This is a genomic window from Sorangium sp. So ce834, assembly GCF_051521425.1.
Taxonomy (GTDB): domain Bacteria; phylum Myxococcota_A; class Polyangia; order Polyangiales; family Polyangiaceae; genus Sorangium; species Sorangium cellulosum_D.
Genome location: NZ_CP150351.1, coordinates 13,449,122 through 13,460,960, shown reverse-complemented (window position 1 = coordinate 13,460,960; position 11,839 = coordinate 13,449,122). Strand labels below are relative to the sequence as shown.

General features: G+C 69.7%; 11 protein-coding genes. 4 read left to right on the top strand and 7 right to left on the bottom strand.

Going from position 1 to position 11,839, the window contains the following annotated elements:
* Positions 1-100 precede the first annotated feature (100 nt).
* The 4 genes from WMF20_RS49270 (at position 101) to WMF20_RS49255 (ending at position 2,650) form a co-directional block, all read left to right on the top strand.
* Positions 101-457: an ArsR/SmtB family transcription factor gene (locus tag WMF20_RS49270; RefSeq protein ID WP_437608987.1), complete on the top strand. Its 357-nt coding sequence runs from the start codon at positions 101-103 to the stop codon at positions 455-457.
* Positions 444-968 (top strand): SRPBCC family protein, encoded by a 525-nt coding sequence (locus WMF20_RS49265; protein WP_437608985.1) that lies wholly within the window; start codon positions 444-446, stop codon positions 966-968. The genes WMF20_RS49270 and WMF20_RS49265 overlap by 14 nt, the downstream gene beginning before the upstream one ends.
* Before the next feature lie 308 nt (positions 969-1,276).
* The gene (locus WMF20_RS49260) at positions 1,277-2,359 is read left to right on the top strand and encodes a hypothetical protein (protein ID WP_437608983.1); all 1,083 of its coding nucleotides are present in this window, start codon (positions 1,277-1,279) and stop codon (positions 2,357-2,359) included.
* A gap of 84 nt (positions 2,360-2,443) precedes the next feature.
* Positions 2,444-2,650, top strand: coding sequence for a hypothetical protein (locus tag WMF20_RS49255; RefSeq protein ID WP_437608981.1), 207 nt, complete (start codon positions 2,444-2,446; stop codon positions 2,648-2,650).
* A 274-nt stretch (positions 2,651-2,924) separates the two neighbouring features.
* Here the strand turns inward: WMF20_RS49255 and WMF20_RS49250 are convergent, their stop codons facing one another.
* From WMF20_RS49250 to WMF20_RS49220, 7 genes are all read right to left on the bottom strand, one after another.
* Positions 2,925-3,824, bottom strand: a complete 900-nt coding sequence (locus WMF20_RS49250; protein ID WP_437608979.1) for a DMT family transporter — start codon at positions 3,822-3,824, stop codon at positions 2,925-2,927.
* A 57-nt stretch (positions 3,825-3,881) separates the two neighbouring features.
* Positions 3,882-4,652, bottom strand: coding sequence for a hypothetical protein (locus tag WMF20_RS49245; RefSeq protein ID WP_437608977.1), 771 nt, complete (start codon positions 4,650-4,652; stop codon positions 3,882-3,884).
* 55 nt (positions 4,653-4,707) lie between these two features.
* On the bottom strand, positions 4,708-4,860 hold the full coding sequence (locus WMF20_RS49240) for a hypothetical protein (protein WP_437608975.1): 153 nt from the start codon (positions 4,858-4,860) through the stop codon (positions 4,708-4,710).
* A gap of 51 nt (positions 4,861-4,911) precedes the next feature.
* On the bottom strand, positions 4,912-5,055 hold the full coding sequence (locus WMF20_RS49235) for a hypothetical protein (protein WP_437608973.1): 144 nt from the start codon (positions 5,053-5,055) through the stop codon (positions 4,912-4,914).
* 650 nt (positions 5,056-5,705) lie between these two features.
* Positions 5,706-7,706 carry a hypothetical protein gene (locus WMF20_RS49230; RefSeq protein ID WP_437608971.1) on the bottom strand — a complete coding sequence of 667 codons (2,001 nt, stop codon included), beginning with the start codon at positions 7,704-7,706 and terminating at the stop codon, positions 5,706-5,708.
* A gap of 317 nt (positions 7,707-8,023) precedes the next feature.
* The gene (locus WMF20_RS49225; RefSeq protein ID WP_437608969.1) at positions 8,024-9,430 is read right to left on the bottom strand and encodes an MBL fold metallo-hydrolase; all 1,407 of its coding nucleotides are present in this window, start codon (positions 9,428-9,430) and stop codon (positions 8,024-8,026) included.
* Positions 9,431-9,504: 74 nt separating this feature from the next.
* A complete protein-coding gene (locus WMF20_RS49220; RefSeq protein WP_437608967.1) occupies positions 9,505-11,730 on the bottom strand; it encodes a substrate-binding domain-containing protein in 2,226 nt (741 codons plus the stop codon).
* Positions 11,731-11,839: the final 109 nt, after the last annotated feature.

Below are 11,839 nucleotides of genomic sequence, written 5' to 3'. Positions count from 1 at the left end.
CAAATGGTCGCAAGTCTCTGAATCAAAGTCGGCTCGCGACGGAGCGCGCGCTCGATCTCCTCTTGCACGACGCCGACTCGCGCGTTAGATACTGAACCACATGGTTCAGTGTTCGAGTGCCCGCCTCGATGCTTCCTTCGCCGCGCTTTCCGACGCGACCCGGCGCGGCGTTCTGGAGCAGCTCGGACGAGCCGACGCTTCGATCACGGACCTCGCCGAGAAGTTTCACATGACCCTCACGGGCATGAAGAAGCACGTCGGCGTCCTCGAGCGGGCCGGGCTCGTCACCACCGAGAAGGTCGGCCGCGTGCGTACCTGCAAGCTCGGCCCGCGCCGGCTCGACGACGAGACGGCGTGGATCGAGAGGTACCGCCAGCTCTGGGCCGCGCGCTTCGACGAGCTGGACAAGGTCATCGAGGAGCTGAAACGAAAGGAGAACGTCGATGGACGCAAGTAAAGAGAGTGAGCCCAGATTGACGAGTAATCGCACGACGGTGGAACCGAAGTCCGATCGCGAGATCGTCGTCACACGGACCTTCGATGCCCCGGCGCGCCTCGTGTTCCAGGCGTGGACCACGCCGGAGCTGTTCAGGCGGTGGTGGATACCGAAGTCGATGCCCGTGCCTCTCCTTTCCTACGAAGCGGACATTCGCGCCGGCGGCAGCTACCGCCTGGTCTTTGGTCACGATGCCGCGCAGCCGATGGCGTTCTTCGGCACGTACCTCGAAGTGACACCGCATTCGCGCATCGTGTGGACGAACGACGAAGCGGGCGACGATGGCGCCGTCACGACCGTGACCCTCGAGGAAAAAGGCGGCAAGACGCTGCAGGTGCTGCACGAGCTCTATCGATCGAAGCAAGCGCGCGACGCCGCCCTGGCCTCGGGCGCGTACAGCGGGATGGGCGAGACGTTCGAGCAGCTCGATGAGCTCCTCGTCACGCTTGGTACGACGGCGCGATCGTCCTGAAGCCATCGCGCGGGAGGGGCGCCGGGGAGCGCGACGAGCGCGGTCCTCCTTCTCGGCGCTGCGCATTCACGCGGGCGGCGCGAGGCGCGCGAGGGCCCGTCGACATGTCGTCCGACCTGCGGGCTGCTGGCCTCGCGCTGCTCGCTGCGCACGCGTCCGTCGCGCTGGCGGAGCTTTCCGGCGATGGCTGGAGGACGACGAGGCATGACCGGCGCAGGCGCTGCGACGTCCTCGCTCGCGCGTCAGGGGGCGCCGATGCGATCCGGATTGAACCGGTCGGGCATACCGTGCACATTGCGTGAACGCCGATGAGCAACAGCATCGTTCTGAAGACGGTCGATGACGCCTGGGCGTTCTTCAGGGGTCGCGTGATGGACAACATCCGAGCTGTCGACAGCGGCACGATGCACATCGAGTCGACTTCGGACGATGACCGCGTCCTCGCGAAGTTCATCCAGGATCATGAGGGAGAGTTCGAGGAGCGGATGATAGCCGGCCTGTCCGAGCTGGCCGTCGCTCGATGGGATGGGAGTGAATCGGTGTCCGACCTCGACGACCTGCTGAGAGCGGACCTCCCCAGTGAGAACGACCCTCCTGGCGTGCGCCGCTCCCCGATCGAGGCGATCTTTCGCGCGTTCAATCCAGTGCTCGGGCTCCGGCTCTGCTGGCATCTCGTGTGGCGCCATCGGATGGAGCAGTCGAGGTGGGCAGCCGAGTTTTTCGCGACGCGCCTCGCACGAGCGCCGGTTCCGCCCGAGCTGCCGCCGGAAATGTGCGACGCGCTCGGCAACCCACGCGCGACGCCGCTGCCGGACGTCTTACCCATGGACCTCGAAGGCTGGAGCCCGCGTGACATCGAGGTGGCGATCGAGGAGTACATCGGCGCTCCCATCGAACAGATCCACGCCAGGTTACGCGCGGGTGGGGGGTCAGGGCCTGCCTTCCTCGGGCCGGACGAGCGGCTCGGGGCGCTCATCTGGCAGGATGCGGCCAGGCTCCGCGACCTCGGGGTGGAGCGAGACGTGCTCGCGGCGCGGCTCGCCCGCTGTGTCCTTATGTCTGAGCAAGCGCGTGTCGAATCCGCCAAGGTCCTATGGAGCGAGCGGCGCGAGGCGTGGTGCAGGGCACCGGAAATCGAGGTGGGTCTCACCCTCGAGGCGCAGTGGTGCGGCTCGTTGCTGAGGAGCAATCCATTTCACACCGTATTCGGCGAAGAGACCCTGAGTCGCTTTGCACTCCGAAACCCCGTGCTTGATCCAGCGATCGAGCTCAGGGGCAGCGCGCTCGTGAGCCAGCTGATACGCCGATTCTGTTTCTTCGAAGGGCGGTTCTGCTACGGGGAACGGGTCGAGCCAGAGATCGCCGCCCGGGTGCTGGGGCTGGTCCTGTAGCGGAAAGGGCAACATGGGCAAGTGACGAACCCCGCCTCCGCGCCCTCACCGGCTGCACGGCGCCTCCGCGGCGCGTGGATCGGTATGGCGAGCACCGTGAACAGGGCGCGCTCGCGCGTGCGCGAGGCGGTCAGCACGGCGCTCTCGGCGCTCGGGAATCGCGTGCCGCCGGAGCGCTGGCTGGCCGCGTGGCTGAAGAGGCTCGATCGCGAGGACGGCTGGTTGGGAAGCGGGGATTGCCGGCTGCTGGCTGCACTGGGCGAACGGGCGCCGTTCGATGGTTTCGCGTGACGAGGCGGCGTACGCGCCGCGACAGAGCCTCTGGGACCCGTCGCAGCTGCTCGCAGGGGTCAGCCGCGAGTCGACCACCGAGGCGCGCCGGCGCCGGCAGCGCGCCGTCGAGGAGTACGAGCCGGTCAACTGGAATGACCTCACCTCCGAGTACGACTCCCTCGCGCTCATCGAGCTCCTCCGCTCGAACCCCGGCGACTACTCCCACTGCTCCGGGACGCCCGGGTCCGCGGCAGGCCTCGAGGTGTACCCTCCCTCGTCGATCCGCTATCCGCTATCGGGCGTATTGAGGGTGGCCATCGCCCTCTTCCCCGCCCGCGGAGCGCTGCGCGGCCTCCGCGGTGACCATGGCGGCGAGGATCAACAGCCCGCCGACGGTCGTCCTCAGGCGCCACGGCTCGACGCCCATGGCGAGCGCGACCACCGCGGCGACGATCGGCTCCGTGGTGAAGACCAGCCCGGCCTCCCAGGAGGAGACCACCCGCTGCGCGGCGTTCATCACGAGGTAGGCGACGACGGTGCAGAGGATCGCGGTGAAGCCGAGCGCGCCCCACACCCCCGGCACGTCGAGCCCCGCCGTGGGCGCCCCGCTGATCGCCCAGACTGCCGCGCTGAGGAGCGCTGTCGCCACGAACTCCACGAACGTGAGCGCCAGGAGGTCGTGGCGGCTCGAGCACCGGCCGGTCAGGACGATCTGACCCGCGTACGCGCAGGCGCACCCGATGCTCAGCACGTCTCCCAGGTTCAGCGAGAGGGTCTCGGGATCGAGCGTGAGGATGCCGAGCCCGACGGCGGCGAGGACGACGGCCAGCCAGCCCGCCCTCGGGAGGCGCCAGCCGCCGAACGCGAGCAGCACGGGGACGAGGACCACCGAGATCGCGGTCAGGAAGGCCGCGTTGCTCGGGGAGGTCCTCGCGAGGCCCGCGGTCTGGAGCAGGTATCCGGCGGCCAGCAGGAGGCCGAGCCAGGCGCCGTCGCGGAGCGTCGACCGGGTGATCGCCGCCAGCATGCGCCCCCGGCCGAGCGCGAGGATGAGCGCCGCGGCCACGGTGAACCCGAGCGTCACGAAGAGGTAGGGATCGACGTGCTTGACGGCCTGGTGGATGATGGCGAACGAGGCGCCCCAACACGCGGTGACCGCGAGCAGCAGCAAGATCCAGAGACGACGATTCACGTTGATTCCCGAGAGGTGGTGGCTGCCCCGGGCCGGGACACGCAGGGTGGAGCCGGTTTACATGAGCTCCTGGGCGGTGGGAACACCGCCGTGGATCCGCTCGAGCTTCTTCACGATGGCCTGGGCGCAGAGGCTCGAGAGCTCCTCGGGCGATAGGTTGAAGCCGGCGCCGCTGTGATCCAGGACGAAGGTGGCCTCGTAGTCGCCGCCGCGCAGATCGATCTCGAGGATCCGGTCCAGCGCGCGCCGCGCCTCCGGGACGCGGTGCCGGTGCTGGTGGCCGATCAGTCGGAGGAGGTTGGCGTGGTGGAGGGCCTCGTCGCTGGTCACGAGCCGGATCCAGGTCTTGAGCTCGTCCGGCCCGAGCGATTCGTAGAAGGCGAAATCGCGGTGGTAGGCGTGCGTCGTCGCCAGCTCGTCGTACGCGAGGACCAGGCAGAGCGTGAACTCGTCGCCGAGGAACTCCTCGATGCGCGAGAAATCGACCCTCCTCGCGGCGAGGCGGGCGTCGATCGCCTCGCTGCTCTGGCCGTAGAGCGCCTGGTAGATCTTCTTGAAGCCGGCCGCGTGGTTGGCCTCGTCCTCGCGCCAGACCTCGAGGAACGAGAAGAGCGCGTCGCTGTAACGTCCGCGCCGCGCCTGCGCCTGCCGGTAGAAGTGACGGGAGTCGTCCTCCGAGCAAAGGAAGTTCCAGAAGGACGGCTCGAGCTCCTCGCGCTGTTCGCTGGAGAGCTCGATCTCCCGGAGCGTCAAGCGATCGAGCAGCTCCGCCGCCGACCACCTCCGCTGTCTGGGCCTGTATTCATCGCGGACCGTCTGCGTGTTCAAGGGGTCACCTGAGGATCGAAGAGGGCCGCGTGTCGCGGGCCCGCTCGGTTGCCTTTCAATTGGACAGTCGCTCTCCCGTGAGGAGCGAGAGCGCCCTGCCGGCGCACTTGGTGTTCAGCTCGTCGTGGGTGAGGGAGAACAGCGGGGACAGGAGCTTGTGATCCATGACGAACGTGCCCTCGTAGGACTCCACGTCCAGCTCATCCATGTTCAGGCCCTGGATCTCGGTCTCGAAGCCGTAGCTGCTCGCGCGGAGCGCTCACCCCTCGGCGCGGAGCAACCGGCGATCGAAGGCCGGGGCTTGCTCGGGCCGCGCGAGGACCTCCAGCAGGGACAGCGGGGCGTCGAGCTCGGCCGGGCCGCCATTCACGATGTTCAGCTTCATTTTCTGCTTTGCGCTCATGGATCACCTCGGTTGGAAAGCGACCAGGGCGCGCCCGGCCGGACGACGACCGAGGTCCTCGCGGCCCGCGGCGGGCGCGGCACCGGAGGCGCGGGACATCCCGCGGCCGACGGCACGGAAGCCGGCATGCACGAAGGCCCCGTCCCTCTCCGTCAGGGGCCAGCGACTCGCCGGCTGGGCAAGGCCGCTCTTGCATTTGCATGCACCTGCATGCATCCGCAGGTGTGCAGGCGCCGTGCCACGCGCAGGATCATCAGGTTGCGCCGCGCCCGGCGTGTCGTGTCGTGGGGGTGACGGGAGCTCGCCTCTTCCTGATCAGGCAAACGCTTGCGCGATCACGCAGTGAGGTGTCCGCGCGTTGAAGGGTCCCCTTTCAAGGAGCCCGACAAATGGGGACTGCCTGGAACGGCAAACGGGTTGAAACCGCCGGAAAGAACAGCGTCCCGGACCCCCACGACGCCGAGGACGTCGCGTCGAGAAGAGGACACCCGCGTGGAGCCCAAACCACCTGGGCGGTTCATCTCTCGGTTGTTCGACGCGAGGGTCGCCCTACGGGCGCAGCGCATTCAAGAGACACAGGCCCCCGCAGTCGGGACGCAGCGGCCGTTCGCAAGGCACAGGGTGCTGGCGAGCGAGGCGACCGCCGCGCGTCAGGAGGAACGCTCTCGAGCAGGCCCGGTGGCGAGAGCCGCCCGAGGAGCCGTCGATGAGCAGCGCCTGCGGCCGCGTCGCGCAAGCGTGAGCCCGACGAGCGCCGAGGCGAGCGCGGCGGCGCCTTGCAAACCTGCGTTCTGGCCGGCGACGCTCCGGCCGGCGCTGCAGCCCATGGCGGCCGGCGGCGGGTCGCCGAGCGCGCCGGCGCTGGCGAGATCGCCGGAGAGCGGCGCCGCCTCGAAGTCGTCGAAGGTGTCCGGGGCGGCTTCGGGGTCGCCGGGATCCGGCGCCGGCGGTTCGGCGGCCTCGGAGGCGAGCGGCGCCGTGTACATGAGCTCAAGCCCCTCCTGCGGTCGTTCCATGACGGGGCGCCCGGCCATCCCCTCCGTCGCGACCGCGCCATCTCCCGTCGTCCCGTCGCCGGCCGCTACCTCGAACAGCGTGTTGCCGAGCGTCACGTACCAGCCCCCATCGAACCAGCGCGCATGACCGAGATCGGAGCCGATCTCTTCAGGCTCTTCCCCCGGGCGCCCGATGTAACGTTTCCCGTCGTTCAGGAACACGACATCCCCCGTATCGCTGATGCCGTCGTGCCCGATGCGGAGCCTCTGCTGGTCGAACCGGCTCGACGTCGGGAAGTCGCTGAGCTGGTGCAGATCCCCCGCCGGGGTCCGCACCCAGACCTGATTGACGGCGCCGTCGCTCTTCAGGAAAGCTGTATACCCCCCATGCAGGAGCAGCCCCGCGGCGTTGCCTTGCCTCGAGTCGCCGAGGAACACCTCCTGGCCGTCCGCTGTATAGAGGTAGCTCGAGCAGACGGCCCCGTTCCACCACCGGCCGGCGACGTTCGTGCCGTCCGTGATCGGCCGCTGCAGGTACCCGGGATGGTCCCCGAGCCGGAGCTCGCCCGGGCCGCGGATCGACGGTTCCTCGTACGTGCTGTAGTAGATGTCGCCGGAATCCGCGATGTCGGCTTGAAACGGTGTGGTGGTGCCTGGCCTGAGATGGAACGTCGTATCGACGTCCGTGGTCAGCGTGAGCAGGTTGATTCGGTCTTCGTCGGGCGTCATCCAGAGGAGCGAGTCGCCGTTCACCGCGTCGATCCATCCTCGCCTCTCGGTCCTGCTGAAGAGGCCGTTCGCCCACGCGAAGAGGTACCCGTTCCACGACTGCATCACGACCCCTGACGGCGTGAGGGCGCCGTAATCCTCGGTCGTGGTATGGGGGGTGGGCGGCTGGAGCTCCCCGATGTAGGTGACCAGCTCGGTCGCGCGGTCGACGACGCCGAGCAGGTAGTTGTGATCGAGGAACAGGATGCGCGTCGCGTCGAAATCGATGATGGCGCCGGGGGCGCGCTGCACCACGGAGAGCTTCGGGCTCTCCTCGACGTAGTAGACGGGGGCGTACGTGCCATAGCTGGCCGGCGACGACAGCACGCCGCCGCCTGGGTTCTCGGACTGGAGCCCGATCCTGAGCACTTCGCCCGGCTGGAGCGGAGGTGACAAGGGGGGCAGGATGAGCTCCGTCACGCCTGGCACGGTCGACGGCCCCGCGTACAGCGTCTCGGCCTTGCGAAACTGGCTGGACACGATCGCCCTGAAATTGATGCACGAGAAGGGGAGAGTTGCGACGCACCTCGCGACGATGGGGGTGTCCCTGGTGATCGGGGTGTAGGGTCGCGGGCTGACCACCCGCATGGTCGGGGGCGCGTACCGGTACACGAGTCGCTCAATCGTCGAAGCTTCCCCGTACCTGTCGTACGCGGTGACCTTGAGGGTGTACCGACCGTAGGGGATCTCGGTCAGATCGAACGTCCCGTAATACGTGCCGTTGTACTCGTTGCGCGTGAGCGGGATCGTCACCCCGGCGTACTCCGCCTCGACGGCGTGGACCTCCTCGGGCGGTGTCGTCCGGACGTTCACCCGCATCGAGTTCAGTCGCGTCACCCCGACCGAGCTGTCTCGCGAGTCGTTCGGCTCGGTGGTCAGTAGATCCAAGACAACTCGCGCAAGAGCCGCCGTGGACGAGAGGGACGTCAGCGACAGAACGGCCAAACCGATGAGCGCGCGGTGTATGTTCATGCGTCCTCCATGGATCCATGGTTGCGCCCGGCTTTGATGCCGGCTCGGAGCGCCCCATTCAAGCCGTCGATCTGGAGATGTCACGGGCACCCGGCCAGGGCGGAGGTCGCGAGGCGCACGGCGCATCGTGCTCGCCGCCGCCGTTGGCGCGCTCGGGCCGGGCGGGGCCGCCGCCGCGCGCAAGGTGGCTGTCGACGTCCCCGCGGCTGTGCCCGCCTCCGAGGGGCCGTCGATCAGGCGATCTCCAGGCGATCGCCGGGCGCCGGGATCACGACCTCGCCGTGCCCGCGCGCGCGGAGCAGGCCCGCGAGGATCTGCTGCGGCCGTGGGTCGCCGTGTACGAGCGCGATCTTGCCGAGCGGGCCGCGCTCGCGGCAGCGGTCCGCGTAGCGGAGCAGGTCGCCCTGATCCGCGTGCGCGCTGAAGCCGTTGAGGACCACGACCTCGGCCCGCCGCTCCCGCTCGACGCCGAAGATCCTCACCCGCGATCGCTGCTCGACCAGCCTCCGCCCGAGCGTGTGCTGCGCCTGATAACCGACGATGAGCACGGTGCTCCTCGGGTCCTCGATCCCGGACTTCAGGTGGTGGAGGATCCTGCCCGCCTCGCACATGCCGCTCGCCGCGAGGACGATCGAGGGCCCAGGCTCGGCGTCGATCGCCTTCGAGGCCGCGACGTCCTCCACATAGCGCAGGTCCTCGAAGTCGAAGGGCGAGCCCGCGTTGCGAAGGAGCGCGCGGGTCTCGACGTCGAAGCACTCGGGGTGGAGCCGGAAGACGTCGGTGATCTTCACCGTGAGCGGCGAGTCGACGTAGACCGGGAGCTGCGGGATGCGGCCGGACCGGCGGAGCTTCTTGAGCGCGAAGATCACCTCCTGCGCGCGCTCGAGCGCGAACGTGGGGATATAGAGCTTGCCGCCGCGCTCGGCCGTCCGCCGGACGACGCGCGCGAGATCCTCGTCGAGCTCATCCGTCCCCTCGTGGAGGCGATCGCCGTAGGTGCTCTCGCAGACGAGCAGGTCCGCGCGCTCGGCGACCTCGGGATCGCGCAGGATCGGGCGCCCGTGGCGGCCGAGATCGCCCGTGTAGGCGACGCGCCTGTGCGCGTCGCCCTCCACGACGTCGAGCAGCGAGACGGCGCTGCCGAGCACGTGGCCCGCGTCGAGGAAGGTGAGCCGCACGCCCGGCGCGATGGAGATCGGGTGATGGTAAGGCGCGGCGATGAAGCGGGCGATCGCCTCGACGGCGTCGTCGTCGTCGTAGAGCGGCTCGACGCGCGGCGCGTCGCTCCCCTGCTCCTCGGCGCGGCGGTTGAGGTAACGCGCGTCGGAGACCTGGATCGCGGCGGCGTCGCGCAGCATGACGGCCGCGAGGTCGCGCGTGGCGGGGGTGGCGTAGATCGGGCCTTCGTAGCCGCTCTTCACGAGGCTCGGCAGGGCGCCGGAGTGATCGATGTGAGCGTGCGAGAGGACGACGGCGTCGATCTCGTGGACCGGGAGCGGCAGGTGGCGGTTGCGCTCGAAGGACTCGGCGCGGCGGCCCTGGTAGAGGCCGCAGTCGAGGAGGACGGTGGCGTCACGCGTCCTCAGGAGGTGCATGGATCCGGTGACGGTCTGGGCGGCGCCGATGAACTCGAGGTGCACGGGGCGATGATAGTGCCAGCACGGCCGAGAAGGCCCGCTGATTCGAGGCGTTGAAGCTCGATCGAGATTGCGAGCTAGCGCGCGCCCCGCCGGGCCTTGAGCGAGCGCCCGCGCGCCGGCGCGAGCTCCCGGAGCGCCGCCGACAGCGACGAGAACGTCGCCAGCGCGCCGAGGTCGACGTCGACGAGGCTCCTCGCGATGTCGGGGCGCACGCCGACCAGATAGACCCGCGCCCCGAGCATGGCGGCCGCGCGGCTCGTCATGCCGAGGGAATGCGCGACCTGGGCGTCCACGAACGGAACGCCCGTGAGATCGAGCAGCACGCACAGCGCCTCGTGCCGGCTCACCCCCTCGGCCACCTTCTCGAGCACCTGCTGGGCGCGACCGCCGTCGATCATCCCGATCAGCGGCACGAGCAGCACGCCGGGCAGCAGCGGGATGAGCGGACAGCCCAGCTCGCGCACCGTCTCCGAGAGCGCGCGCTCGCTCGCATAGGCCTTCTGCAGGTCGACGTGCTGCGCCGACAGCGACTCCACCAGCGCGTCGCGCTCCAGCGCCGCGCCGAGCAGCGTCCCCCAGATCGCGACCGTGCCCTCGTCGCCGGTCATCGCGACGTGCGTCGGGCCGACGATCGCCAGGATCCCCCAATCGCGCTGGGCAGAGCGGATCGGCAAGAGAAACACCGAATACGTGCCGTCCGTGGCCGAGGGCGGCAGCATCTCCGCCGGTGGGAACGCCTCCAGCCCGCAACGGCTGCCGTCCGGGGGGACCGGGCTGCCGTCGCGGCTGTACGCGCCGGCGATGACGAGCTCCGCGCGCGCCGCCGGGTCCTCCCACAAGGCAAGGCAGCCCCAGACCACCGTGGTCGTCTCGAGCCACGAGAGCGACCTGTATTCCTGCTGAGTGCCGCCGAGCAGGGTGAAGCTCACCTCGTAATTGGTCCTCGCGAGCACCCCGAGCTGGTGGACATACTGCGTCTCGGCCGCGAGCCGGGCCCGCGCGATCGCGAGGCGCGCGAGCTCCAGGAAGTCTTCCATCCGGCGCCGGGCCGCGGCGTCCAGGGGCGCCCCGCGCCGCTCGGGGAGCTGGCCCAGGAGCCGCGCCGTCGCCAGCAGGGCGCCCAGATCGGGCGTGATGTCGACCGCCTGCCGATAAGCGCGCTCGAGCTCGGCGGCCGGCGCCGGCGCGCCGCCGCGGAGCACCGAGAAATACATGTCGACCACCCGCGCGACCGCCGGCCATACATCGGTCGGCGGGGTGTCGGGCGGGAGCGGCCTGGGCAGGATCAAGAGCTCGACCATCTGCCGGGCGACGGCGTCTTCGGCGTCCTCCTCGGGCGCCGGCGACGCCGTCGCGTCGAGGAAGTTCTGGATCACGTTGCACCCGCACGAGCTCCGCTGGATCAGCGCGTTCGCCGTGCGCACGCCCCCGGCCGGGAAGGGCTCGCCGGCGATCATCGTCAAGATGAGCTCGCACGCGGCGCTCCCCATCATCTCGAACCGCTGGCGCACGGTGGTCAGCGGCGGATCGGCGCTCTGCGCCTCCGCGACGTCGTCGAAGCCGATGATCGCGAAATCCTCGGGGAGGCGGACGCCCGCCGCCTTCAGCGCGGACATCATCCCGAGCGCGTTCTTGTCGGTGCCGAAGACCGCCGCCGTGCACCCGGGCAGCCGCGCGAGGAGCTCGGGCGCGACGGCCCGGCCGCCGCTGTACATGTTGTTATCGCACGGGATGACGAGAGCGGGGTCGAAGGGGAGCCCCGCCTCGGCGAGCGTGTCCTTGTAGGCGTCGCGGCGCTCGCGCACGTCGTACGCGGCGAAGTTGCCGACGAACGCGATGCGCCGGTGCCCGTGCTCGATCAGGTGGAGCACCGCGCTCCGGACGCCGCCGTGGTTGTCCGGGAGCACGGCCGGGCAGTCGATATCGGCGGGACGGGCGCCGAGCGTGATGAACGGGACCCCCGCGCGCGCGAGCTCCGAGAGGCCGTCGAATTCGATGACGACGATCCACCCGTCCACCTGCTCCCTCCCGAGCGAGGGCGCCTGGACCTCGGACGGCGTGCCGCGCAGCACCAGCGTGCGATGGCCGCGGTGCTGGGCCGCCTCGTGAATGCCGATCAGGACAGGGCCCCAGAACGCGCCGGAGAGAAAGGGGGCGACGACGCCGATGGTGCGAGGGCTGGCCGCCCCGCGCGGCGCCGCTACGCCGGAGGCTCTCCTGGCCTGCCGCGACGCGGTGCCGGGCAGGTCGCCCCACTGCTCCGGCAACGGCACCCCACTGCGCTGGCGACCCTGACCCATTTCCGACGGCCTCCTGCTGTCATACCCAGGTCGCCCTCCCCACGACGGCTGCGGACCCGTCCAGCGTACACGCTGGACCGGGGGCCCGGGCGAGAAGTCTGGCATTCTG

Excerpts from the sequence above, each read along its gene's own strand:
- WMF20_RS49270 (WP_437608987.1), top strand. The coding sequence starts at position 101 with ATGGTTCAGTGTTCGAGTGCCCGCCTCGATGCTTCCTTCGCCGCGCTT.
- WMF20_RS49265 (WP_437608985.1), top strand. The coding sequence starts at position 444 with ATGGACGCAAGTAAAGAGAGTGAGCCCAGATTGACGAGTAATCGCACG.
- WMF20_RS49260 (WP_437608983.1), top strand. The coding sequence starts at position 1,277 with ATGAGCAACAGCATCGTTCTGAAGACGGTCGATGACGCCTGGGCGTTC.
- WMF20_RS49255 (WP_437608981.1), top strand. The coding sequence starts at position 2,444 with ATGGCGAGCACCGTGAACAGGGCGCGCTCGCGCGTGCGCGAGGCGGTC.
- WMF20_RS49240 (WP_437608975.1), bottom strand. The coding sequence starts at position 4,860 with ATGGATGAGCTGGACGTGGAGTCCTACGAGGGCACGTTCGTCATGGAT.
- WMF20_RS49235 (WP_437608973.1), bottom strand. The coding sequence starts at position 5,055 with ATGAGCGCAAAGCAGAAAATGAAGCTGAACATCGTGAATGGCGGCCCG.
- WMF20_RS49220 (WP_437608967.1), bottom strand. The coding sequence starts at position 11,730 with ATGGGTCAGGGTCGCCAGCGCAGTGGGGTGCCGTTGCCGGAGCAGTGG.